General features: G+C 71.3%; 19 protein-coding genes and 1 pseudogene. 13 read left to right on the top strand and 7 right to left on the bottom strand.

All coding sequences use genetic code 11. The annotated features are described in order from the left end of the window. Nucleotides 1-18: 18 nt before the first annotated feature. Together ACFRFH_RS10655 and ACFRFH_RS10660 are read right to left on the bottom strand one after the other, a co-directional pair. Nucleotides 19-1083, bottom strand: coding sequence for a winged helix DNA-binding domain-containing protein (locus ACFRFH_RS10655; protein WP_382462983.1), 1065 nt, complete (start codon nucleotides 1081-1083; stop codon nucleotides 19-21). 63 nt (nucleotides 1084-1146) lie between these two features. Next, on the bottom strand, nucleotides 1147-2214 hold the full coding sequence (locus tag ACFRFH_RS10660; RefSeq protein ID WP_382462984.1) for an App1 family protein: 1068 nt from the start codon (nucleotides 2212-2214) through the stop codon (nucleotides 1147-1149). Nucleotides 2215-2418: 204 nt separating this feature from the next. Here ACFRFH_RS10660 and ACFRFH_RS10665 point away from each other — a divergent pair, with 204 nt between their 5' ends. The 5 genes from ACFRFH_RS10665 (at nucleotide 2419) to ACFRFH_RS10685 (ending at nucleotide 6622) form a co-directional block, all read left to right on the top strand. After that, complete coding sequence (locus tag ACFRFH_RS10665) at nucleotides 2419-3078, top strand: TetR/AcrR family transcriptional regulator (protein ID WP_382462985.1); 660 nt, start codon at nucleotides 2419-2421, stop codon at nucleotides 3076-3078. A gap of 169 nt (nucleotides 3079-3247) precedes the next feature. Beyond that, on the top strand, nucleotides 3248-4159 hold the full coding sequence (locus tag ACFRFH_RS10670) for an ABC transporter ATP-binding protein (RefSeq protein ID WP_382462986.1): 912 nt from the start codon (nucleotides 3248-3250) through the stop codon (nucleotides 4157-4159). Next, nucleotides 4156-4845, top strand: coding sequence for an ABC transporter permease (locus tag ACFRFH_RS10675; protein WP_382462987.1), 690 nt, complete (start codon nucleotides 4156-4158; stop codon nucleotides 4843-4845). Before ACFRFH_RS10670 ends, ACFRFH_RS10675 begins: the two co-directional genes overlap by 4 nt. Next, complete coding sequence (locus ACFRFH_RS10680; RefSeq protein ID WP_382462988.1) at nucleotides 4842-5585, top strand: ABC transporter permease; 744 nt, start codon at nucleotides 4842-4844, stop codon at nucleotides 5583-5585. The genes ACFRFH_RS10675 and ACFRFH_RS10680 overlap by 4 nt, the downstream gene beginning before the upstream one ends. A gap of 95 nt (nucleotides 5586-5680) precedes the next feature. Beyond that, nucleotides 5681-6622 (top strand): ABC transporter substrate-binding protein, encoded by a 942-nt coding sequence (locus ACFRFH_RS10685; protein WP_382462989.1) that lies wholly within the window; start codon nucleotides 5681-5683, stop codon nucleotides 6620-6622. A gap of 87 nt (nucleotides 6623-6709) precedes the next feature. Here ACFRFH_RS10685 and ACFRFH_RS10690 read toward each other — a convergent pair whose 3' ends face one another. The 3 genes from ACFRFH_RS10690 to ACFRFH_RS10700 are packed head-to-tail and all read right to left on the bottom strand — an operon-like array spanning nucleotide 6710 to nucleotide 8664. Then, complete coding sequence (locus tag ACFRFH_RS10690) at nucleotides 6710-7291, bottom strand: TetR/AcrR family transcriptional regulator (protein ID WP_382462990.1); 582 nt, start codon at nucleotides 7289-7291, stop codon at nucleotides 6710-6712. A 60-nt stretch (nucleotides 7292-7351) separates the two neighbouring features. Further along, on the bottom strand, nucleotides 7352-8293 hold the full coding sequence (locus tag ACFRFH_RS10695; protein ID WP_382462991.1) for a M56 family metallopeptidase: 942 nt from the start codon (nucleotides 8291-8293) through the stop codon (nucleotides 7352-7354). Between the two features lie 5 nt (nucleotides 8294-8298). Next, nucleotides 8299-8664, bottom strand: coding sequence for a BlaI/MecI/CopY family transcriptional regulator (locus ACFRFH_RS10700; protein WP_382462992.1), 366 nt, complete (start codon nucleotides 8662-8664; stop codon nucleotides 8299-8301). 95 nt (nucleotides 8665-8759) lie between these two features. Here ACFRFH_RS10700 and ACFRFH_RS10705 point away from each other — a divergent pair, with 95 nt between their 5' ends. Genes ACFRFH_RS10705 through cydC form a run of 4 tightly spaced genes read left to right on the top strand, consistent with a single transcriptional unit; the run spans nucleotide 8760 to nucleotide 14560 of the window. Continuing rightward, entirely contained in the window at nucleotides 8760-10172 is a 1413-nt protein-coding gene (locus ACFRFH_RS10705) for a cytochrome ubiquinol oxidase subunit I (protein WP_382463397.1), read from the top strand. A gap of 12 nt (nucleotides 10173-10184) precedes the next feature. Next, complete coding sequence (cydB, locus tag ACFRFH_RS10710) at nucleotides 10185-11219, top strand: cytochrome d ubiquinol oxidase subunit II (protein ID WP_382462993.1); 1035 nt, start codon at nucleotides 10185-10187, stop codon at nucleotides 11217-11219. Between the two features lies 1 nt (nucleotide 11220). Continuing rightward, a complete protein-coding gene (gene cydD, locus ACFRFH_RS10715; RefSeq protein WP_382462994.1) occupies nucleotides 11221-12846 on the top strand; it encodes a thiol reductant ABC exporter subunit CydD in 1626 nt (541 codons plus the stop codon). Further along, a complete protein-coding gene (cydC, locus tag ACFRFH_RS10720; protein ID WP_382462995.1) occupies nucleotides 12833-14560 on the top strand; it encodes a thiol reductant ABC exporter subunit CydC in 1728 nt (575 codons plus the stop codon). The genes cydD and cydC overlap by 14 nt, the downstream gene beginning before the upstream one ends. A 23-nt stretch (nucleotides 14561-14583) precedes the next feature. Here the strand turns inward: cydC and ACFRFH_RS10725 are convergent, their stop codons facing one another. Together ACFRFH_RS10725 and ACFRFH_RS10730 are read right to left on the bottom strand one after the other, a co-directional pair. Next, nucleotides 14584-15618, bottom strand: a complete 1035-nt coding sequence (locus ACFRFH_RS10725; RefSeq protein ID WP_382462996.1) for a DUF6454 family protein — start codon at nucleotides 15616-15618, stop codon at nucleotides 14584-14586. Nucleotides 15619-15750: 132 nt separating this feature from the next. Beyond that, nucleotides 15751-16536 carry an aminotransferase class IV gene (locus ACFRFH_RS10730; RefSeq protein ID WP_382462997.1) on the bottom strand — a complete coding sequence of 262 codons (786 nt, stop codon included), beginning with the start codon at nucleotides 16534-16536 and terminating at the stop codon, nucleotides 15751-15753. A 54-nt stretch (nucleotides 16537-16590) separates the two neighbouring features. Between ACFRFH_RS10730 and ACFRFH_RS10735 the strand changes: the two genes are divergently transcribed. The 4 genes and pseudogenes from ACFRFH_RS10735 to ACFRFH_RS10750 form a co-directional block, all read left to right on the top strand. Further along, nucleotides 16591-17964, top strand: a complete 1374-nt coding sequence (locus tag ACFRFH_RS10735) for an anthranilate synthase component I family protein (protein WP_382462998.1) — start codon at nucleotides 16591-16593, stop codon at nucleotides 17962-17964. An 84-nt stretch (nucleotides 17965-18048) separates the two neighbouring features. Continuing rightward, complete coding sequence (leuS, locus tag ACFRFH_RS10740) at nucleotides 18049-20637, top strand: leucine--tRNA ligase (protein WP_382462999.1); 2589 nt, start codon at nucleotides 18049-18051, stop codon at nucleotides 20635-20637. A 121-nt stretch (nucleotides 20638-20758) separates the two neighbouring features. Then, nucleotides 20759-21406 (top strand): helix-hairpin-helix domain-containing protein, encoded by a 648-nt coding sequence (locus tag ACFRFH_RS10745; RefSeq protein WP_382463000.1) that lies wholly within the window; start codon nucleotides 20759-20761, stop codon nucleotides 21404-21406. A 572-nt stretch (nucleotides 21407-21978) separates the two neighbouring features. Further along, nucleotides 21979-23268 (top strand): annotated as a pseudogene (locus ACFRFH_RS10750) (ComEC/Rec2 family competence protein); the annotation flags it as partial. Nucleotides 23269-23387: the final 119 nt, after the last annotated feature.

Here is a 23387-nt window from a genome sequence, read left to right on the forward strand (position 1 = left end):
TGCGGCCGGTGCGGCGACTCAGGCCGCGTAACGCCGGTACGCCGCCGCGGCGCGCTCGGCGGCCCGCTGCTGGCCCGCGGTGAGCGGCGCGAACGACTCGACCTCCACTGCACTGCGCCGCCAGGTCCCCACCACGCGGCCGCGGGCGACGACGATCGGCTGGAAGACGCCGTTGCCGCCGGGGACGATGCGCTCGAAGTGGTCGTCGTCGAGCACGAGGTCGCGCTGCTGGTAGCCGAGCAGGTACTCGTCGAAGGCCGGCAGGAGCTGGACGGCATCCCGCTCGCTCCGGCTCTCGGCGAGCCCCGCGGCACGATCGGCCAGCTCGGACGTGAGCAGGTACTCCACCCCGTCGACCTCCAGCGCGGTGATGGCGTCGCCGAGGACGGCGCGTGCCGTCTTGGCGCCGGCGACGGTGCCCTTGGTCCACCAGACGAAGTCCTTGACGGTCGCGGGGCCGTGGCCGTGGAGGTAGCGGAGCAGGAACTCGCCGATCGCCTCATCCGGTTCGAGCTGGCGGGACTCCGGCGCCCACTCGTCCAGCAGCACCAGCGCCTGCTGCGTGCGCAGCGTCGGACCCCAGCAGATCAGGCCGGTCTGCGCCAGGTAGTAGATGAGGTGGTAGCCGCGCTGACCGGCGGTGGCGATGCCGTTCGCCTCCCACAGCTCCATCAGCTCGGCGCGGCCGATTCGCCCGCCGCCGGCGAGGGCTTCGATGACCAGGTCGCGGGCGCGGGCGAAGTCGGGCGTGTCGAGTTCGAGCTGCCGGTGCCGGGCGGTGAGGCCGGCGATCATGCGGCCGGTGGTCACGCCCAGCATCCAGCGGAGGTCCTCGGGCGGGACGAAGTGCAGCGTGCCGCGCATGGGCCAGGAGCGGACGATCCGGCCGGCGTCGAGGTCGGCGAGGACGTCGGCGCGCGTCGAGCCGGTGGTGCGGAGGCCGAGCGCCCACGAGCCGGCGGCGAAGTCCTGCGCCTGCACGGCGAGCATCCTGCGCGCGACGTCGGCGGGGGAGGCCTCGCGGTCGCCGTCGATCGCGTGGGCGAGGCGGCGCAGGCGCAGCAGGTCGGCGCGGGAGGTCATGGACCCAGTCTGGCCCAGACAGCGGACAGCTTCTGTCCTAGATGGGGAGCCGGGAAGTCGGACTCAGGGCAGCAGGCCGTGCTCTTTGAGCTGGTCGCTCAGTCCCGCGCCGTCCGGGGCGTAGACCCAGGGCGCGCCGGAGATCTCGCTGTGCTTCTCGGCCTTAGAGCGGCCACCGGCCAGCACGGCCTCCCCGTTGGAGAGCTGCCGGATGGCGACGCCCGCCACGTTGCCGGGGTGCTCGGTCGTGAACTCGCGGTACAGCGCCTCGTCGTGCTGTCCGTCGTCGCCGATGAGCAGCCAGCTGAGGCCGGGGAACTCGTCGGCCAGCCGGGCGAGGCTGGTGCGCTTGTGCTCGCGGCCCGAGCGGAAGAACCGGTCGTGGGTCGGGCCCCAGTCGGTGAGCAGCAGCGGGCCTGCGGGGAAGAGGTTGCGCGAGAGGAAGCGCGTGAGCGTCGGTGCGACGTTCCAGGCGCCGGTCGAGAGGTAGATGACGGGAGCGCCCGGGTGCGCGGCCGAGAGCCGCTCCAGCAGCACCGACATCCCGGGCGTGGGGACCCGGGCGTGCTCGTCCAGGACGAAGGTGTTCCACGCGGCGAGCAGGGGCCGGGGGAGCGCGGTGACCATGACGGTGTCGTCCACGTCGGAGATGATTCCGAAGGTGGCCTTGGGGTCGACGATGTAGACCGGCGCCTCGAACACGCGCGCGGACTCCGGTGTCGTGAGCCGCACGGTGTGCAGGCCGGGCTTGAGCTGGACGGGGAGGACCGTGTCGATGACGCCGCCGCGGTCCGGCTGAACCTCGTGATGGGCCCCGTCGACCGTGATCGTGACCGTGACGTCGCCGACCGGGACGCTCACGAAGGAGCGCCAGCCGCGGATGGACTCCTCGCGTTTGCGGTGCTTGCGCTCCGCGCGGCTGCCCGGCCGCGGTTCCTTCGCCAGCACGACCCGGCCGAGGATGCGCACCCAGGTCGGGGAGCCGTAGCCGGCGTACGGGACGACGGTCGCCAGGAAGCCGCGCTTGCGGGCGCGGCGGGCTCGGAACTGGTGGAACGCGTCCTCGACGCGCGCGGCACGGTGCATGATCGGGTCGACGCTCGCGCCGCGCTTGGCTCGGGTAGCAGTCATAGAGGTACCAGTTTCTCACGGAGTGAAGGTCCGCTCAGACGCAGCCCCCAGATCTGGGGTGAGGATTCTTCGGTGTGTCGGAGGAATTTCCCCGGCAAAGGTGAGATTTCCACAATATGATCCGATGAGAGCGATGGAATGAACCATCGCCGGGCTGGGGACCCGCACGCGTATCGTGGAACAGAGAAAGAAGGAGTCGCCCTAGTGCCCATCAACGACCTGGTCGCTGCACAGAACACCGCCGGAGCGCCGCTCGTGCGGACGGAGCCGATTCAGGAGCGCAGCGCCGCCCGGATCGACGCCCTCCTCGACGCCGCCGCGGAGGTGGTGGACGAGATCGGCTTCGACCGCCTGACGACCGCGATGGTCGCCGAGCGCGCCGGCGCGTCCATCGGAACGGTCTACCGGTACTTCCCGGACCGCATCGTGCTGCTGCAGGCGCTCCGTGACCGTGCGCTGCTGCGCTACCGCCACTCCGTCGTCGCCGCGATCCACGCCGAGAGCCCCGAGCACTGGTGGAACGCCGTGGAGTGCGCGATCGACGCGTTCGTCGCGATGTTCCGCACCGAGCCCGGCTTCCGGATCATCCGCTTCACCGACGCCGAGCGCGCCGGACTTCCGGGTGAGGAGGAGCCGGAGCAGGCCGTGTCGTTCGCGTCGCAGTTCGCCTCCATCCTTTCTGAGGAGTACGGCCTTCCCGCCGGCGAGGAGCTGGGGTTCCGCCTCGAGATCGTCGTCGAGATCATGGACGGCCTGATCAACCGGGCCTTCCGCGACGACCCGATGGGAGACGCCCGCTACATCGACGAGGCGCGCGTCGTGGCCCGTGAATACCTGGAGCGGCGGTACGACCCGAAGAGCTGAGGCTCTTCGGGAATGTCGGCGGTATCGGACAGGGTTGTCTCATGGTGCCTGAGTTTCCTGCCACAAACCGACTCAATTCATTGCGGATTGAGCGAAACGCTGTTTGGGTGGAGACGATGGCGCCGAATACTGACACCACCCACAGGTATCGACCGAGAGCTGAGGACCGATGATCGAGTTCAGCTCCGTTACAAAGAAGTTCCCTGACGGGACGGTGGCGGTCGACGACTTCTCGCTCGTGATCCCGTCCCGGCAGATCACCGTGCTCGTCGGCTCGTCCGGCAGCGGCAAGACGACGATCCTGCGCATGGTCAATCGCATGGTCGACCCGACCAGCGGCACCGTCTCCATCGACGGCCAGGACGTGCAGAGCCTGAAGCCGGTGCTCCTGCGCCGACGCATCGGCTATGTCATGCAGAACTCGGGGCTGCTGCCGCACCGCAAGGTCGTCGACAACATCGCGACCGTGCCGCTGCTCACCGGCGTCAAGCGCAAGGCGGCGAACGAGCGGGCGCTGGAGCTCATGGACACGGTCGGGCTGGAGCGCTCGCTCGCCGACAAGTACCCGAGCCAGCTCTCGGGAGGCCAGCAGCAGCGCGTCGGAGTGGCGCGCGGGCTCGCGGTCGACCCGAACATCCTCCTGATGGACGAGCCGTTCGGCGCCGTCGACCCGATCGTGCGCGACGACCTCCAGAACGAGCTGCTGCGGTTGCAGCGCGAGCTCGGCAAGACGGTGCTGTTCGTGACGCACGACATCGACGAGGCGTTCCGGCTGGGGGACCAGGTGGTGATCTTCCGCAAGGGCGGCATCGTCGCCCAGCAGGGCACGCCCGCCGAGATCCTCGCGCACCCGGCCGACGACTTCGTTGCGAGCTTCGTCGGCGCCGACCGCGGCAAGCGCGCCCTGCACATCGAACGGACCGAGACCGGTTCCGTGCTCGTCGATAGCGAAGGGCGCACTGCGGGCGTCCTCAGCGACGAGCGACCCCTATCCGAGGAAACAAAGGCCGCGACGGTATCCGTCGCGGGTGGTGCGGACGCCGTAACGCAGGGTGGCGCTCCTCCACGGCTACCGCAGTGAACTTCCTGTGGTCGAACTTCGGCCTGGTCTGGAACCTCACTCTCTCGCACGTCTGGTTGAGCGCCATCCCCATCGTGGTCGGTTTCGCGGTGTCGCTGCCGATCGGCTGGGTCGCGAACCGGTACAAGGTGAGCCGGCCGGTGCTGCTGACGATCGGCGGCATCCTGTACACGATCCCGTCGCTCCCGTTGTTCTTCGCGATGCCGGCGCTGATCGGCACCAAGATCCTCGATCCGGCGAACGTCGTCGTCGCGCTGAGCATCTACGCCGTGGCGCTGCTGGTGCGCACCACCACCGACGCCCTTGCGTCCGTGCCGGGTGACGTGGTGCAGTCGGCGACCGCAATCGGCTATTCGAGCTGGAGGCGGTTCTGGGCCGTCGAGCTCCCACTCGCCGGGCCGGTGCTGCTCGCGGGGCTGCGCGTCGTCTCGGTGTCGACCGTGAGCCTGGTGAGCGTCGGTGCGCTGCTCGGCGTGCCGAACCTCGGCCAGCTCTTCACAGACGGCCTCAACCGGTCCTACACGGAGGAGGTCGCGGTCGGCATCATCCTCATCATGGTGATCGCGCTCGTATTCGACCTCGTCCTCGTGCTGCTCGGGCGGCTTCTGCTGCCGTGGTCGCGACTCGACAAGCGCGCAGGGCGGCTCCGGCGCAACGCTGCGATGAAGGCGGTGACGGGCGCATGACCGATTTCGTCGCCGCGTTCGGCTGGCTGTTCGACCCGGTGAACTGGGTCGGGCCCGGGGGCATCCCGGTTCGCACGGGCGAGCACATCCTCTACACGCTGCTGACCCTCCTGATCGCCTGCGCGATCGCGCTGCCGATCGGCTTCGCGATCGGGCACACCGGACGCTTCCGCGGCCTCGCGGTCGGCGTGTCCGGCGCGCTGCGTGCCCTGCCCACGCTGGGACTGGTCGTCTACCTCGCGCTCATCATGGCGAACATCACGATCGTGCCGCCGCTGATCGCGCTGACCATTCTCGCCATCCCACCGCTCCTTGCCGGCGCGTACTCGGGGCTGGAGTCGGTCAACCGCAGCACGATCGACGCCGCACGGGCGGTCGGGATGACCGAGTGGCAGATCTTCGCCAAAGTGGAGCTGCCGCTGTCGCTGCCCCTCGTCATCGGCGGCATCCGCTCCGGCGCGCTGCAGGTGATCGCGACCTGGACGGTGGCCGCGATCCTCCCGGTCGGGGGCCTCGGGCGGTACCTGTTCGACGGGTTGGCCGTGCAGAACTACCCGGAGATGCTCGGCGGCTCGATCATCGTCGTCGTGCTCGCGCTGGTCGTCGACGGCCTGTTCGCGCTCACCCAGAAGCTCGTCGTGCCGCGCGGCGTCACGGCCGGAAAGATCCGCGCGGACAAGCAGAAGGACCAGTCGCGCGCGTTCGGCATCACCGTCCCCGGGCGGCAGTCCTCTTCCTGACCTTCCCCTCCCTGACTCTCCCCTCCCAGACTTTCCCCTCCTGGGGCTTCCCGATTCACCCGAGTCCCAACGCACACAGTAGAAAGAGAAATCACATGTTCGGATCAAAGAAAGGCCGCATCGCGGCCGGTGTGCTCGCGGCGGGGGCGCTCATCGCCCTCAGCGCCTGCTCGTCCGGCGGCGGCGGCGCGTTCAGTACCAGCAGCAGCGGCGGCAGCGGCTCCTCCAGCGACACCGTCACCGTCGGCTCCGCCGCGTTCGGCGAGTCCGAGATCCTGATGCAGATCTACGGCCAGGCCCTCGCGGCCAACGGCGTCAAGGTCAGCTACAAGCCGAGCATCGGCCAGCGCGACGTCTACCTGAAGGCGCTGCAGGACGGCTCGATCGACCTGGTCCCGGAGTACTCCGGCAACCTGCTGCAGTTCTACAACAAGACCAGCACGGCCTCCTCGAGCGACGACGTCTACGCCGCGCTCAACGACGCCCTGCCCAAGGGCTTCTCGGTGCTCGACCAGGCCAAGGCGCAGGACGCCGACGCCTACAACGTCACCAAGGAGTTCTCGGACAAGTACAAGGTCACCAGCCTGGAGGACCTCAAGAAGGTCACCGTGCCGCTGACGGTTGGCGCGAACCCCGAGTTCGGCACCCGCCCGTACGGCATCCCCGGGCTCAAGTCGACCTACGGCGTGACGGCGTCGCTCACCCCGATCAGCGACTCGGGCGGCCCGCTGACCGTGGCGGCGCTGAAGAACGGCAGCGTTCAGCTCGCGGACATCTACACCACGACCCCGGCCATCAAGGACAACGGGTTCGTCGTGCTGAAGGACCCGAAGAACCTGATCGCCGCGCAGAACATCGTGCCGCTGATCAACACCAAGAAGGCCTCCGACAAGGTCAAGTCGGTGCTCAACAAGGTCTCGGCCCTGCTGACCACGGACGACCTGATCACGATGAACAGCGAGAACCAGGGTTCCAGCAAGACCCAGCCGGACGCCGTGGCGAAGAAGTGGCTGCAGGAGCACCCGATCAAGGCGTGACGTGCCTGGCGGGAGGGTGACCTCCTGGCGGACACCGCGTGCGGCGGCTCGGGCGACCGGGCCGCCGCATTCGTCTGTCCGGGAGGGTTACTGCGTGCGCAGCAGCGACCAGAACGCCTCGATCGCGTCGCCCATGTCCGCGGACGGGTCGAGCATCCACTGCACCTGCATGCCGTCGGCGACGGCCACCGCGAGGCGCGCGAGCGTGCGCGCGTCGACGCCGTCGCGCACCCGCCCGGCCTCCTGCTCGGAGCGGATGTACCCCTCCAGGCCGGCGACGATCTGCTGGTAGCGCGACACGAAGTACTCGTGCCCCGGGTGGTCGGGGTCCGCCGCCTCGGCCGAGATGGTCGCGTAGAGCTGGACGAGCCCCGGCACCTCGGCGTTGTGCCGCACGATGCGCACCAGGCCGTCGGCCGCCTCGGACCAGTCTCCGCCGATCTCGCCGGCGGCGGAGTCCACCTCGTCGCGCTTGCGCAGCACCTCGGCGAACAGCTCCTCCTTCGACGAGAAGTGGTGCAGGAGGCCGGCCTGGCTGAGCCCGACGGACGCCGCGATCTCGCGCAGCGACGCCTTGCGGTAGCCCTTGTCGGCGAACACCTCCAGGGCGCGGGCGAGGATCTCCTCGCGTTTGGCGATTCCCTTGGCGTATCCCCGCTTCTCCGGCATGATTCCAGGCTAGTGGGCCGCGGCCGTTCAGCTTGTCAGGCGGTCAGCTCGTCAGCCCGGTCAGCTCGTCAGCACGAGCACCGGCGGCACCACGACGAGCAGGCCCGCGGCGACCACCACCAGGAGGCGCACTCCCGGACCGACCGTGCGGTGGCCGGAGGTGAGGCGCTCCTCGCGCGCCACCAGGGCCGACCGGCGCTGCTCGGGCGTGCGCGGGTCCTTCGGGGCGCCAAGGGCGGCGCCGGCCGATCCGGTCGCGTCGACGATGCGGATGGCGTCCGCGAGCACCGCGTCGCCGGACGTGCGCCGGGCGGTGTCGTCGGCCAGCATCTCGACCAGGAGCGCCACGGCGTCCTGCGCGCGGGTCGCGATCGGGAACCACGGCAGCGCGCGCTTCCAGGACCGGAAGGCGTCGAGCAGGAGGTGGTGCTTCTGGCGCAGGTGGGCGCGCTCGTGGGCGATCACGGCGTCGAGCTGCTCGGGGGTGAGCAGCTCGATCATCCCCTCGGACAGCACGGTGACGCTGCGCGCGCCGGGGAGGCAGTAGGCGGCGGGCGCCGGGTGGTCGATGATCCGGGTGGCCGGTTCGTCGGGCAGCGGCGAGCTGAGCAGCCGGAGCAGCTCCATGTGCCGGTGCCGCTGGCTGCGGCTGCGGACCGAGGTGAGGGCGAGGTTCAGCACGAGGTGGGCCGTCAGCAGCACGGCGGCGCTGAGGAAGAAGGTGTGCAGCAGCGAGACACCGGCGGGGAGTGGTCCACTGAAGAGCGTCGAGGCCGCATCCGCGATCCGGCTCGGGAGGTCGTACCCGAACGGCTCCAGCCCGGCGAGCAGCAGCGAGCCGATCATCGAGATGCCGCCGGCCAGCGCGATCGACTGCCAGAGCGCCAGCGCGAGCCCGGGCGCGGCGGGCGGCCACTTCGCGCGTGCCAGCAGCAGCGGCACGGGCCCGGCGAGGGCGACCGCCAGGACGCCGAGCAGGATGGCGGTCGAGTCGACGGCCATCGGTGTCAGCTGCGCGCGTCGAGCAGCCGGCGGAGCATGGCCGCCTCCGACTCGTCGACCGAGCCGACGAAGTAGGCGAGGGCCTCCGTGCGGTCGGTGGAGGTCTCCAGCACTTCGCGCATCAGGTCCGCGACGTGGTTGGCCCGCGTGAGGGAGGCGAAGTAGACGTGGGGGCGGGCGTCGCGGTCGCGGTCGACGAACCCCTTCTGCTCCAGGCGGGAGAGCACCGTGAGCACGGTGGTGAGCGCCGGGGTCTTGCCGCCGTCGCGGGTGGCCGCTAGCTTGTCGCGCAACTCGTTGGCGGTGACCGGGGCGTCGCCCGACCAAAGGGCGTCCATCACCGCGCGTTCGAGTTCTCCGAGATTGGCCACGGGTCCAGGGTAGCGCGAGAAGGCTGTGAATGTTCTACACTCTGTAGAAGTAGTCTTCTACACGTTGTAGAAAAACGATCGGAAGGGTGGACTTCGTGCACGAGCTCCTCGATCCGCTGCTGCTGGCTCGCTGGCAGTTCGGACTGACGACGATCTACCACTTCCTGTTCGTCCCGCTCACGATCGGCCTCGTCACGGTCGTCGCGATCTTCCAGACCGCGTGGTACCGCAGCGGCAAGGTCCACTACCTCCAGCTCACGCACTTCTTCGGCAAGCTCTTCCTGATCAACTTCGCGATGGGCGTCGTGACCGGCATCGTGCAGGAGTTCCAGTTCGGCATGAACTGGTCGAACTACTCCCGGTTCGTCGGCGACGTCTTCGGGGCGCCGCTCGCGCTGGAGGGCCTGCTCGCGTTCTTCCTGGAGGCCACCTTCATCGGACTGTGGATCTTCGGCTGGGACAAGCTGCCGCGCGGCCTCCACCTCGCCTGCATCTGGATCGTGGCCGTCGGCTCCATCCTGTCGGCGTACTTCATCCTCGCGGCCAACGCGTTCATGCAGCACCCGGTCGGCTACACGCTCAACCACGCGCGCGGCCGGGCGGAGCTCACCGACCTCTGGGCAGTGCTGACGAACAAGGTCGCCCTCGCCGCTTTCCCGCACACGATCTTCGGCTGCTTCATGGTCTCGGCCGGCCTCATCATCGCGGTCGCCGCCTGGCACCTCTCGCGCACCAGGAACCTGGAGACCATGCGTCCCGCCCTGAAGTTCGGGCTCTGGATGATGGTCGTCGCCGGCATCGGCAGCGTCGTCAGCGGCGACCAGCTGGGCCTCGCGATGGTGCAGACCCAGCCGATGAAGATGGCTGCGGCGGAGGCGCTCTACAAGACCTCGACCGGCGCGGACGCGTCCTTCTCGATCTTCACGCTCGGCACGCCGGACGGCGTCCACGAGCTGTTCTCGATCCGCATCCCGTACCTGCTGTCGTTCCTCTCGACGCACACGCTCACCGGCACGGTCGAGGGCATCAACGACCTCAACGCCCAGTACCAGCAGCTCTACGGCCCCGGCGACTACACCCCGGTCATCTGGGTCACCTACTGGGCCTTCCGCTGGATGATCGGCCTCGGCCTCCTGCACGTCCTGATCGCCGTCGTCGGGCTGTGGTTCACCCGCAAGGGCCGGACGCCGCCGTGGGCGTGGATGTGGAAGGTCGCGATCTGGGCCATGCCGCTCTCGCTCGCCGCGATGATCGTCGGCTGGATCTTCACCGAGATGGGCAGGCAGCCCTGGCTCGTGTTCGGCCTGATGAAGACGCAGGACGGCGTCTCGCCCGGGACGACGGGGCTCGAGGTGCTGATCTCGCTGCTCGCCTTCACCGCGATCTACGGCACGCTCGCCGTGGTCGAGTTCAAGCTCATCAAACGCGCGGCCCAGAAGGGACCGGCCCCCGCCGAGGAGCACCTCGACGACGAGGGCAACCACGTCCCGGTCGCCACGGTCTACTAGGAGCACATCGACATGGATCTCGCAGTCCTCTGGTTCGGCATCATCGCCTTCTTCTTCATCGGCTACTTCGTGCTCGACGGCTTCGACTTCGGCGTCGGGATGTCGCTGCCGTTCCTCGGCAGGGACGACACCGACCGCCGCGTGCTGATCAACACCATCGGCCCGGTCTGGGACCTCAACGAGACCTGGCTGATCGTCGGCGGCGCCGCGCTCTTCGCGGCGTTCCCGGAGTGGTACGCGACGCTGTTCAGCGGTTTCTACCTGGCGCTGCTGCTCATCCTGCTCGCGCTGATCCTGCGCGGGGTGTCGTTCGAGTACCGGCACCAGCGGCCGGAGTCGCAGTGGAAGCGCTGGTTCGACCGGATGATCGTCGTCGGCTCGGCCGTGCCGGCGTTCCTGTGGGGCGTCGCCTTCGCGAACATCGTGCAGGGCGTCGCGCTCGACCACGGGCACAACTACACCGGGACGCTGTTCGACCTCCTGAACGGGTACGCGCTGCTCGGCGGCCTGACCACGCTGCTGCTGTTCTTCACGCACGGCATCGTCTTCGTGTCGCTCAAGACGGACGGGGAGATCCGGGTGCGGGCGCGGACGCTGGCGGCACGCGCCGGGCTCCTCGCGATCGTGGTGGCCGCGGCTTTCCTGCTCTGGACCGTGATCGCGCACTTCTCGGTGGCGCTGCTCGTGCTCGCAGTGCTGGCCGCCGTCGCCCTCGTGGTGTCCTGGATCCTGAACCTGCGCGGGGCGGAAGGCTGGTCGTTCGCGTTCATGGCCGTCACGATCGCCCTCGCGGTGGTGTCGCTGTTCGTCGCGCTCTTCCCGAACGTGATGCCGTCGTCGCCGAACCCGCAGAACAGCCTGACCATCGCCAACGCCTCCAGCACGGCGACCACGCTGACGATCATGACCTGGGTCGCGGTGATCTCCCTGCCGCTGATCCTGGCGTACCAGGCGTTCACCTACTGGGTGTTCCGCAAGCGGGTGACGCGCGCGAGCATCCCGGGGGAGCCCGCGGAGCCCGTCGATCCCGAACCGGTGGCCGCCTGACGTGCGCCCGCTCGATCCCCGCCTCCTCCGCTACGCGGCCGCGACCCGCATCACGCTGGCGACCGGCGCGCTCGTCACGGTGCTGCAGACCGCGGCCGTGGTGGCGTTCGCCTGGCTTGTCACCCGGCTCGTCGTGCGGGCCATCGCCGGAGCGCCGTTCGCCGAGCTGAGCGCGCTCTTCGCCGGGCTCGTGCTCGTGGTGATCGTGCGCGGCGTGCTGCTCTGGCTGGCGGAGTCCGTGGCGGCGCGCGGCGGGGCGACGGTCGTCGGGCAGCTCCGCGAGCAGCTCGTCGACGCCTACGGCCGCCTCGGGCCGCAGGGCCTCGCCGGTCGGAGCAGCGCCGACCTGACGCTCGTCGCCGGCCGGGGCATGGACGCGCTCGACGGCTACTTCGCCAAATACCTCCCGCAGCTCATCGGCACGGCGGTCGCGATGCCGCTGCTCGTGCTGGTGATCGGCTGGCAGGACCTCACCAGCGGCATCATCCTCGTGCTCACCCTCCCGCTCATCCCGCTGTTCATGGTGCTGGTCGGCTGGGCGACCCAGGCGGCGCAGAAGAGGCAGTGGGCGGCGCTCTCGACGCTCTCGCGCGGCTTCCTCGACGTCGTCGCCGGCCTCCCGACGCTCACGCTCTTCGGCCGCCAGCACCGGCAGGAGGCGCGGATCCGGCAGGTGAGCGAGGAGTACCGGGCGCGCACGATGGCGGTGCTGCGGATGTCGTTCCTGTCCGGCTTCGTGCTGGAGCTCGCGGCCAGCCTCTCGGTCGCCCTGATCGCCGTCGCGATCGGACTGCGGCTGCTCGGCGGCTCGCTCGACCTGTCGGTCGGGCTGTTCGTGCTGCTGCTGGCGCCGGAGGCGTTCCTGCCGCTGCGGAACGTCGGCGCGAGCTACCACGCGGCGACCGAGGGGATGGAGGCCGCGGCGAAGGCGTTCGCGGTGCTGGACGCGGCGCAGGACGTCGTGCCGGAGCCGGTCGCCCGCGCGGAGGCGGCCGGGCTGGTGTTCTCGGAGGTCGCCGTGTCGTACGACGGTCACGCGGTGGTCGGACCGTTCACCGCTGCCGTGCGGCCGGGCACGCTCGCGGTGCTGAGCGCGCCGAGCGGGGCCGGGAAGTCCAGCCTGGTCGCCGCGGCACTCGGGTTCGCGGCGCACACCGGGACGATCGCGGCGGGGGGCCGCGCCGACGCGGTGGGGCGACGGGAGGCCATCGCCTGGGCCGGTCAGAGGCCGGGGCTGCGGGCGGGCACGATCGCGGAGAACGTCGCGCTCGGCGATCGTGCGCCGGATCGCGCGCTCGTCGTCGCGTCGTTGCGCGCGGCCGCCTCGCCGGAGCTCGACCCCGACCTCCCGGTCGGGGACGGCGGCACGGGGCTGTCTGGCGGGCAGGCGCAGCGGGTCGCCGTCGCGCGGGCGCTGTACCGGCTGCGGGCGCGGTCGTGCCGGGTGCTGATCCTGGACGAGCCGACCTCCGCCCTCGACGCGTCGACGGAGCGGGCGCTGCTGGTGTCGCTGCGGGCGGTCGCCGACGGCGGGGTGGCCGTGCTGGTGGTCAGCCACCGGGAGGCCGTTGTGGCCGCCGCCGATGACGTGGTGACGCTGGAGGTGCTGTCCGATGTCCGCCTCTGACGCTGTCCTGGCCGACCGCGACCGGACCCGCCGCATCCTCCGCCTGGCCCTGCCGCCGGCGCGCCGGCTCTGGGCGGCGATCGCCCTCGGCGCGCTGAGCGGCGGAAGCGCCGTCGCCCTCCTGGGCGTCTCGGCGTGGCTGATCACGCGGGCCTCCGAGCAGCCGGCGCTGCTGTACATCTCGGCGGCGGTCGTCGGAGTGCGCGCCTTCGCGCTCGGACGTGCCTTCTTCCGCTACCTGGAGCGGCTCGCCGGTCACGACGCCGCCTTCCGCCGGCTCGGCGACATTCGCGCGGACCTGTTCGCCCGCCTGGTGCCGCTCGGCCCGGACGGGGTGGGTGCCGGCGACCGCGGATCCGGGAAGGCCCGCGGCGGCGAGTTGCTCGCGCGGCTGGCGGACGACGTGGACGAGCTCCCCGACTTCGCGCTGCGGGTCGTCCAGCCGCTGGTGTCCGGCGGCATCGCCGTGCTGGCGAGCTCCGTCGCCGCGTTCGTGCTGCTGCCCGCCGCCGGAGTCGTCCTGCTGCTGACGCTCGCCGCGGCCTTCGCCGTCGGTACCCTGGTCAATCGCTGGGCGGCCGGCTCGGCCGAGCGCCGGATCAGCCCGCTGCGCGCCGCACTGGCCGCTGCGCTGCACGAGCTGGTGACCGGCCTCGACCTCCTGATCGCGTTCGACGCGCTGCCCCAGGCGCGCGAACGCGTGCGGGTGGCGAGCGCCCGGCTCACTGCGGCGGCGCGGACCCGGGCGGCCGGGCTCGGGCTGACGGCGGGCGCCGTGTCGCTCCTCGCGGGCGTCGCGACCGTGCTGGCGCTCGCGACCGGCATCCCGGCGCTGGAGGCGGGCCACCTGGACGCCCCGACCCTCGCGGTCGTCGCACTGCTGCCACTGGCGGTGTTCGAGGTGTTCGGCACCCTCCCGCTGGCCTTCGGCGCGCTCCGGCGGGTGCGTGCGAGCGCCGAGCGGATCGCGGACACCGTGCCCGCGACGGTCCCGGACGGCGTGCCGGTGGACGCGCCCGACGCGACGCCGCTGAGCGTGACATCGGCGCCCGACGTCGCGCTGAGCCTGCGCTCGGCGTACTGGCCAGGGGCGGACGCGCCCGTCCTCCAGTCCATCGATCTCGTGCTGCGGGCGGGGGAGCGGGTGGTGCTCACCGGCCCGACCGGCGCGGGCAAGACGGCGCTCGCCCATGTGCTGACCCGGTTCCTCGACCTCGACGGCGGCTACGCGATCGACGGCGTGGACGTGCGCGGCGTGCGGCAGGACGACGTGCGGAGAGTGGTCGGACTGGTCGAGCAGCAGCCGTACCTGTTCGACTCGGACCTCCGGCAGAACCTCCTGTTCGCGCGCGACACCGCCACCGACGAGGAACTGCTCGCCGTGCTGGACCGCGTCGGCCTGGGGGAGTGGACCCGCTCCCGCGGCGGCCTCACCAGCCCGGTCGGCGAGCGCGGCGCGCTGGTCTCGGGCGGTCAGGCGCAGCGGATCGCGCTCGCGAGGGCCCTGCTGGCGGACTTCCCCGTGTTGGTCGTCGACGAGCCGACGGCCAACGTGGACGCCGCCGTCGCCGGCCGGATCGTGCGCGACATCCTCACGACGGCCGCGGACGACGGCCGCACGGTGCTGCTGATCTCGCACACCGCGGTGCCGGACGGGCTGGTGACGCGGCGCATCCGGATGGAGGCGGGCACGCTCGTGCCGGCCGTGAGTTGAGGCTGTCCACACCTCTGCGGGGGCTACCGTCCGGTCGTGGGTGCGACGGTCGCCTGGTAGGTGATGATCTCGGTCCCGTTGCCCTCGTCGCCGTTGTCGGGTGCGACGCGCATCGTGAGACGGTTTCCGTCAGCGCTCAGCTTGAACGGGTTGCGGGTCGCGACGTGCCCTGCGGTGGACCAATGCTGGAAGGGGACCTCCCGCTGGACTTCGTGGTTCCCGATGTCGATCAGCGCGAAGCCGCCCAGCTCATAGGTCGCGGATGCGCCGCCCGCAGCGGGCGTCTGCGGGAGGTTCGTGATGCCACCGCAGACCATCTTCGATACCGCCGCATACCCGCAGTCCTGGTAGTCGATGAAGAAGTCGGGGTTGGACCAGCTCGAGATCTCGTGGCCGTCCAGCGTCCAGGTCGCGAAGCGGCGCGAACCCCAGGTGTTACCGACCAGGTGCCCGGTCTGCTTGTCGAACACGATCCCTCCGAAGTGGTCCGCGACCTCGAACTGCTTTTGCACCGAGAGGCTGGAGGCGTCGACGCGGTAGATGATCGCGCTGCTGTTGGGCCGGTACTGCGCGACCGGCACCCACACGTTCGTGCCGTCGAAGTCGATGCCGCCGGGGTGGTACATGTCTCCCTCGCCGAGGACGATGTCCTTCTGGAGGTGCCCGGCCGTGTCCATCACGAACAGGTGACCGATGCCCTTCCCCGGGGTGCGGTCGTAGCCGTTCTGAGGTGAGGCGTACTTCACCGTGGGCTCGAGGATCTGCACGGCGCTGAGGAAGATGTGGTCCTTGCTGAAGGCGATCCCCTCCGTGTGGTAGGTCGGGAAGGCCAGCTTGACCCGCCCCGTCTCGGCCCACACGGTATTGCGATCGACCGCATTCACGTCGGTGACGAGGTCGCCATCGGCGGAATCGGGACGATCCCCGTGGCTATGGGCATCCGCGTGGGCAGTTCCGACGGCCGCGGCCGTCGGAACTGCGGGGATCGCACCGATCGCCGCAGCGCCGACCAGCACGGCGACTGCGGCCAGTTCGAGTCTCGTTCGTGTGAAACGCATGGGAGTGTTGCCTCTCGTTCGGGGGACAGGCGGCAACCGTATGCGTCTCGGGTGAACCCCGGCACCCGGCGAGATGAACACCACGGCGAACGATCGTGGCTGTCGACACTTCGTGTGAGCGCGCCCGGCCCGTCAGCGGATCGGCCGCGCCAGCGCCCCGAAGCGCGAACGCCACGTCGCCGTGCGCGCCGGGTCGTGGCCGAGAGCAGGGCCGTCCACCCACACCGTCACGTCGCGGATGCCGTGCAGCGCGTTGACCGCCCACAGTGCCACGCCGTCGAGCTCGGACGGCCGCACCGCCTCCTCCTCGACCGGTACGCCGAGGGCGGCGGCGATCCCGCGGACGGTCCGCGCGGCCACGCTGTCCACGCGCGCCAGCGAGAACGGCGGAGCGCACAGCGTGTCACCGCGCCACCAGAGCAGGGCCGTGGTCGTGCCGTCGGACACCCGTCCGTCGTCCAGGATGACCGCCTCCTGGGCACCCACCTGCTGGGCCTGCTGCCGGAGCGCGTTCAGCCGCTCGATGTCCGGGCCCTTCAGGTGCGGCACGCGGCGCGGGTCGGTCGCGGCCGTGGCCACCACCAGGTCGGAGCCGAGCGGCGGGGCGGTGCGGAGCCGGAAGCGGAGCCGCAGGGCCTCCCGCGCCCGCACCAGCTCGAAGCGCGGGAACCAGCGCTCGTCGTCGGGAAGCTGCGCGACGCCCGCGTCCCAGAACGCGGCCAGCGAGGCGGCGTCGCGGAAGCCCTGCTCGCGCGCCGTCTCAGCGAAACGCTCCCGGTGGAGTCCGAGCGCCAGGACGCGCCGCTCCGCCACCAGGAAGGAGTCGGCCGCGAGGAGCTCGGTCTCCGCGACCTCGCAGTCGTCGCGGACAGTGAGCGCACCGTCGGCCCAGTCGAAGAGGGTGGCCGAGGAGTCCATCCGTTCAGGCTAACGGAGCCGCGCTGTCGACGCCGCCTGGTGCAGACTGGTCCGGTGCTCCCCACCCCCCGAACACACCGCCTGCGCGCCCCCGTCGACCCGGCCGACGCCTTCGCGGCCCTGTTCGCTACCGGCGACGCGGTCTGGCTCGACAGCGGCCCGGACGCGGAGACCGGCCGCAGCGTCATCGGCACGGGGACGCGTCTCGCGACCGCGTCGGTGGCCGAGGGGACGGTGACGGTGGACGGCCGGAGGGTTGACGGCGGCATCCTGGAGGCGCTGCGGCAGGAGCAGGCCCCCACGCCGCACGGCTACCCGCTCGGCTGGATCGGCTGGCTCGGCTACGAAGCCGGAGCCGCGGCGCTCGGGGTGCCGTACGCGGCGGGGCCGGGGCTGGACGCGGCGTTCTTGTACGTCGACCGGATGGTGCTGTTCGACCATGCGGACGGGTCGGCGACCGTGGTGGATGCGACGCTCGAGGGAGCGTGGTTGCGCGAAGCGGTCGACGTGCTCGCCGCGGCGGAGGGAGCGGCGGCTCGTTATGCGGCCGCGCATCCGGTAGTCGACGACGCCGCCCCGACCTGGCGCCACTCCGCCCCCGCCTACCTCGCCATGATCGCCGCCTGCCAGGACGCCATCCGCGCCGGCGACGCCTACCAGCTCTGCCTCACCAACACCGCGACGGCCGCCACCACCGCCGACCCGCTCGCCGTGCACCTCCGCCTGCGCAGCGACAGCCCGGCCCACCACGCCGGATTCCTCCGCATCGCCGGCGAGTCCCTGGTGAGCTCCTCGCCCGAGCAGTTCCTCCTCGTCACCCCCGACGGCCACGTCCGCACCAAGCCGATCAAGGGCACCCGCCCGCGCGGAGCGACCGTCGCCGAGGACCTGCGGCTGCGCGCCGAGCTGGAGGCCAGCGAGAAGGAGCAGGCCGAGAACGTCATGATCGTGGACCTCATGCGCAACGACCTCGGGCGGGTGTGCGAGGTCGGCAGCGTCGGCGTCCGGCACCTGCTGGAGGTCGAGAGCTACGCGCAGGTTCACCAGCTCGTCAGCACGGTCGAGGGGAGGCTGCGCCCCGGCCTGACCGCGGTGGACGCGCTGGCCGCCGCCTTCCCGGCCGGCTCGATGACCGGTGCGCCCAAGCTGTCCGCGATGCGCATCCTCGCCGGGCTGGAGCACGGCCCGCGCGGGGTCTACTCGGGCTGCTTCGGCTCCCTCGCCGCGGACGGCTCCGCCGACGTCGCGATGGTGATCCGCAGCCTGCGGTTCCGCGACGACGTGGTCACGATCGGCGCGGGCGGCGGGATCACCGCCCTCTCGATCCCGGAAGAGGAGCTCGAGGAGGTCGCCATCAAGGCCGCCGCCCTCTTCCGTGCCGCCGGCCTCCGCCCTCCCGGGAACGGACCGGACCCCTCCAACGTTTAGTAACCTGGAACCTCGGGCCGCGCGCCCGATGCCTTCTCGTCGCGACGCCCCTCCCCGCCGCGGCGACATTCGAGAGAGAGTCCAGTGGCACACGAGCACGACGCAGCATCCGCACCGGTCCGCGAGGCCGGCGCGCACTACGACTTCACCGAGATCCAGAACACCTGGCTCCCGGTCTGGGACGAGCTGAAGCCGTTCTCCACGGCCGACCCCGACGACAAGCGTCCCCGCAAGTACGTGCTCGACATGTTCCCGTACCCCTCCGGCGACCTGCACATGGGTCACGCCGAGGCGTACGCGCTGGGCGACGTCATCGCCCGGTACTGGCGGCAGCAGGGCTTCAACGTGCTGCACCCGATCGGCTGGGACTCCTTCGGCCTGCCCGCGGAGAACGCCGCGATCAAGCGCGGCCTCGACCCGGCCGGCTGGACCAATGACAACATCGCGCAGCAGAAGGCGTCGATGCGCCGCTACGCGCCCAGCTTCGACTGGGACCGCGTCCTGCAGACCAGCGACCCCGGCTACTACCGCTGGAACCAGTGGCTGTTCCTGAAGCTGCACGAGAAGGGCCTGGCCTACCGCAAGGCCTCCCAGGTCAACTGGTGCCCCTTCGACCAGACAGTGCTGGCGAACGAGCAGGTCGTCAACGGCCGCTGCGAGCGCTGCGACAACCTGGTCACGAAGAAGAAGCTGACCCAGTGGTACTTCCGCATCACCGACTACGCGGACCGCCTGCTGGACGACCTGAACCAGCTGGAGGGCGCCTGGCCGTCCAAGGTGCTGTCGATGCAGCGCAACTGGATCGGCCGCTCGAAGGGCGCCGACGTCCAGTTCGCGATCGAGGGCCGCGAGGAGCCGGTGACGGTCTACACGACCCGTCCGGACACGCTGTACGGCGTGACCTTCATGGTCGTCGCCCCCGACTCCGACCTGGCCGCCGAGCTGGTCGCCGACGTGCGCCCGGAGGTGCGCGAGCGGTTCGACGAGTACCTGGAGGCTGTCCGCGGCACCACCGAGATGGACCGCCTGAGCACCGACCGCGAGAAGACCGGCGTCTTCCTGGAGCGGCACGCCGTCAACCCGCTGACCGGGGAGCGCATCCCGATCTGGGCGGCCGACTACGTGCTGAGCGACTACGGTCACGGCGCGATCATGGCCGTGCCCGCGCACGACCAGCGCGACCTGGACTTCGCGCGCGCCTTCGACCTGCCCGTGCGAGTCGTGGTGGACACGACGCAGCCGGTCACCGGCGCCATCCCGATCATCCACACCGACCCGGTGACCGGCGAGCCGATCCTGCCGGAGGACGCCCCGCTGGAGAGCCCGGCCGAGACCGGCGTCGCACTGACCGGTGAGGGACGCCTGACCAACTCGGGGCCGTTCGACGGGCTGAGCAAGTCGAACGCGATCCGCCGGATCACCGAGGCGCTGCAGGGCTCCGGCCTCGGCGCTCCGGCGAAGAACTTCCGCCTGCGCGACTGGCTGATCTCCCGTCAGCGGTACTGGGGCACGCCCATCCCGATCATCCACTGCGAGGAGTGCGGCGAGGTCCGCGTGCCCGAATCGGACCTGCCGGTGCTGCTGCCGCCTGCGGAGGGCCTGGACCTGCAGCCCAAGGGCACGAGCCCGCTGGGCGGGGCGACCGACTGGGTCAACGTGGCCTGCCCGAACTGCGGCGGCCCGGCCCAGCGCGACACGGACACGATGGACACCTTCGTGGACAGCTCGTGGTACTTCCTGCGCTTCCTGAACCCGAACGACGCCACCCAGGCGTTCGACCCCCGCGAGGCGGAGAAGTGGGCGCCGGTCGACCAGTACGTGGGAGGCGTGACGCACGCCATCCTGCACCTGCTGTACGCGCGGTTCATCACGAAGGTGCTGTTCGACCTGGGCTCGATCAGCTTCACGGAGCCGTTCACCGCGCTGCTGAACCAGGGCCTCGTCCTGATGGACGGCTCTGCGATGAGCAAGTCCCGGGGCAACCTAGTGAAGCTGGCGGAGCAGCTGGACGAGCACGGCGTCGACGCGGTGCGGCTGACCATGGCGTTCGCCGGTCCCCCGGAGGACGACATCGACTGGGCGGACGTCTCGCCGTCCGGGAGCGCGAAGTTCCTGGCGCGCGCCTGGCGCGTGGCGCACGACGTCACGAGCGCGCCCGACGTGGTCTGGAAGACCGGCGACCCGGCGCTGCGCCGCGTGACGCACCGCTTCCTGGCCGACGCCCCCGGGCTGATCGAGGCGTTCAAGTTCAACGTCGTCGTCGCCCGCCTGATGGAGCTGGTCAACGCGACCCGCAAGGCGATCGACGGCGCCGCCGGCCCGGCCGACGCCGCGGTCCGCGAGGCCGCCGAGGTCACCGCGATGGCGCTGAACCTGTTCGCGCCGTACACGGCGGAGGACATGTGGGCGACTCTGGGCTATGAGCCGTCCGTCGCGCTGGTGCAGTGGCGCAAGCCCGACCCGACGCTGCTGATCGAGGAGTCGGTGACCGCCGTCTTCCAGGTCGACGGCAAGGTGCGCGACCGTGCGGAGGTGTCCCCGAAGATCGCAACCGACGACCTGGAGGCGCTGGCCCGCGGGTCGGAGGCCGTGGTCCGCTCGATCGGCGACCGCGAGATCGTGAACGTGATCGTGCGGGCGCCGCGACTGGTGAACATCGCGACGCGGGGCTGACGCTCTCGTAGTGTTCGTTGCTTCGCGGCGGCGGTCCTCCACAGGAGGGCCGCCGCCGTCGGTTTTCCACTGATTCGTTCTCGGCTCGTTCGTGCGCGTGCGGCGTTCGTAGCGTGAGGGGATGCGACATCGGGACGAGGACACGGAACGAGCGCCGTCGCGCCGGCTGAAGGTCGGAATCGGGGCGGCGACGGTGTTGCTGGTCGCGGCGTTCGTCGTGGCGGCGGTCATCTCCGGGCTGAGCGGCGGGCGCGAGCTGCCGCTGGCGGCCGGCACGCCGCCGGTGTCGCTGTCTGCGGCGCCGACGCCCGGCGCTGCCGTGGACGGGTCGTCCGCCGAGCTCTTCGTCCACGTCTCCGGAGCGGTGAACAAGCCGGGACTGATCCGGCTCGCCCCGGGCTCGCGCGTGGTCGACGCGGTGGAGGCGTCGGGCGGCTTCGCGGAGGGAGCCGACCCTGCGGGGCTGAACCTCGCGCGCCGCCTCCACGACGGCGAGCAGCTGCGCGCTCCGATGGTCGGGGAGCCTGTGCTCGCCGACGGTCCCGCGGACCCGGCCGGCGGGGCAGCGGCCGATGGTGCACTGGTCGACCTGAACACGGCCTCCACCACCCAGCTCGAGTCCCTCCCTCGGATCGGCCCCGCGATGGCCCAGCGCATCGTCGACTGGCGCACCTCGAACGGCCGCTTCGCAGCGGTGACCGACCTCCTCAAGGTCACCGGCATCGGGCAGAAGCTCTTCGACGGCCTCAAGGACAAGGTGACGGTCTGATGCCGGACCTGCGACTGGCGATCCCGGCGGCGGTGCTGTGGGTGTGCTGCGGGGTGGGGGTGGGAGTTGTGGGGGCGATGCCGGGAGTGGCGGTTGTCGCGGGAATGGGGGCGGTGGCGGCGTTGGCGCTGGGACTTCTGGCCGGTCGCCGCGGTGAGCTGCGAGGCCGTCGCGCGCTCCATCATTCCGCCTGGGGTCCACGGCTACGGGCGTCCGGCCGCCCCTGGCCCTCCCTCGCCATCTCCCTGGCAGCGGTCGCGCTCGGCGCCGCCTCGATCGCTGCCCTCGCACCGGGCCGCACGGACGCGACGCTCGACGCCGCCTCTACCCACCACGGGACCGTCGAGGTCGCGCTGCGCGTCGAGAGTGCCCCGAAGCGGTCTTCCCCCGGGCTGGACGGCGTAGAGCGCTGGCGCCTGCGCGGCACCACCGTTGCCGCGTCCACGGCACCGCCCCGCCGTGCTCGCGAGACCCGCCCGCCGATCCACGCCGGCGTTCCGGTCTCCGTCTTCCTCCCGGGCACCGCCCACTCCGTCCGCGCCTACACCCTCGGGACGGTCATCGCCGGCAGTATGCGCGTCCGCCCGAACGATGCAGGGGAGGCCACCACCTTCACTCTCCGCGGCACCGCGGCGCCGGAGGTCCGCGAGGCCCCGCCGTGGTGGCTCGCGTGGCCATCGCCCGTCCGCGCGGCCTTCGCCGACGCGGCCGCCACGACCCCCGGCGACGGCGGCGCCCTCCTGCCCGGCCTCGCGATCGGGGACGAGACCAACGTCGGCGCCGATCTCGGCGACGCCATGAAGGTGAGCGCTCTCAGCCACCTGACCGCGGTCTCCGGGGCGAACTGCGCGCTGGTGACCGGGCTCGTGTTTCTGCTCGCACGCCTCGCCGGCCTCGGCCGTCGTGGCCGCATCCTGGTGGCGGGCGCGTCGCTGGCGGCGTTCGTCGTGCTGGTGGGGCCGGGGGCGAGCGTGATCCGTGCCGCGACGATGGCCGCTGTGGTGCTCGTGGGCCTCGCGCGCGGCCGGGTCGCCGACGGCCTCCCCGCGCTCGCCCTCGCCGTCGTCGTGCTGCTCGTCCACGACCCCTGGCTCGCGCGCGACTACGGCTTCGCGCTCTCGGTGCTCGCCACCGCCGGCCTTCTGGTGCTCGCCCGGCCGCTCGCCGGCATCCTCGGGAGATGGCTGCCACGGGGTGCGGCGTTCGCGCTCGCGGTTCCTCTGGCCGCGCAACTCGCCTGCCAGCCGGTGCTGATCCTGCTGACGCCGACACTGCCGCTGTTCGGGGTGCTGGCCAACCTGGTGGCCGAGCCGGCCGCTCCCGTCGCGACGGTGCTGGGCTGCGTCGCCTGCCTGTTGCTGACCTGGGCGCCCGCCCTTGGCCAGGTAGTCGTGTGGCTGGCGTGGCTGCCCTCCGCCCTGATCGCGGCGGTCGCCCGGTTCGCGGCCGACCTGCCCGGGGCGGCGCTGCCGTGGCCCGACGGGATCGTGGGCGTGGCGCTGTGCGCGCTGACCCTCGTCGCGGTCGCGGTGCTCGCCGCTCGTGCGCGGCTTCCGCGCGTCGTGGTCGCCGTGGCGGCGGTGGGCCTCCTCGGCGGAGCGACCGTCTACGCGGGAGCGCTCGGCGGGATCGGCGCGGGGCGCTCCTGGGGACGGCCGTCGGACTGGGTGTACGCCGCGTGCGACGTCGGCCAGGGCGACGCGATCCTGTTGCGCGATGGAGACCACGTCGGCCTCATCGACGTGGGGCGGCATCCCCAGCCGGTGACGGACTGCCTGGACACGCTCGGGATCGCCCGGCTCGCCTGGGTGCTCCTCACGCACTTCGACATCGACCATGTGGGCGGCGCCGACGCGGTGCTCGGCCGGACCGGTCGCGCGATCGTCGGCCAGGCCGGCCGGCCGTCCGATCACGGCCTCGTCGACCGGTTGGCGGCAGCCGGGATCGCGGTGGAGCAGGGCCACGCGGGCACGGAAGGCGC

It is taken from the genome of Leifsonia sp. NPDC056824 (assembly GCF_042789575.1).
Lineage (GTDB): Bacteria > Actinomycetota > Actinomycetes > Actinomycetales > Microbacteriaceae > Leifsonia.

Bases quoted from the DNA above. Each gene is read 5' to 3' on its own strand.
- ACFRFH_RS10655 (WP_382462983.1), bottom strand. From the start codon at position 1,083: ATGACCTCCCGCGCCGACCTGCTGCGCCTGCGCCGCCTCGCCCACGCG.
- ACFRFH_RS10660 (WP_382462984.1), bottom strand. From the start codon at position 2,214: ATGACTGCTACCCGAGCCAAGCGCGGCGCGAGCGTCGACCCGATCATG.
- ACFRFH_RS10670 (WP_382462986.1), top strand. From the start codon at position 3,248: ATGATCGAGTTCAGCTCCGTTACAAAGAAGTTCCCTGACGGGACGGTG.
- ACFRFH_RS10680 (WP_382462988.1), top strand. From the start codon at position 4,842: ATGACCGATTTCGTCGCCGCGTTCGGCTGGCTGTTCGACCCGGTGAAC.
- ACFRFH_RS10685 (WP_382462989.1), top strand. From the start codon at position 5,681: ATGTTCGGATCAAAGAAAGGCCGCATCGCGGCCGGTGTGCTCGCGGCG.
- ACFRFH_RS10690 (WP_382462990.1), bottom strand. From the start codon at position 7,291: ATGCCGGAGAAGCGGGGATACGCCAAGGGAATCGCCAAACGCGAGGAG.
- ACFRFH_RS10695 (WP_382462991.1), bottom strand. From the start codon at position 8,293: ATGGCCGTCGACTCGACCGCCATCCTGCTCGGCGTCCTGGCGGTCGCC.
- cydB (WP_382462993.1), top strand. From the start codon at position 10,185: ATGGATCTCGCAGTCCTCTGGTTCGGCATCATCGCCTTCTTCTTCATC.
- cydC (WP_382462995.1), top strand. From the start codon at position 12,833: ATGTCCGCCTCTGACGCTGTCCTGGCCGACCGCGACCGGACCCGCCGC.
- ACFRFH_RS10725 (WP_382462996.1), bottom strand. From the start codon at position 15,618: ATGCGTTTCACACGAACGAGACTCGAACTGGCCGCAGTCGCCGTGCTG.
- ACFRFH_RS10730 (WP_382462997.1), bottom strand. From the start codon at position 16,536: ATGGACTCCTCGGCCACCCTCTTCGACTGGGCCGACGGTGCGCTCACT.
- ACFRFH_RS10745 (WP_382463000.1), top strand. From the start codon at position 20,759: ATGCGACATCGGGACGAGGACACGGAACGAGCGCCGTCGCGCCGGCTG.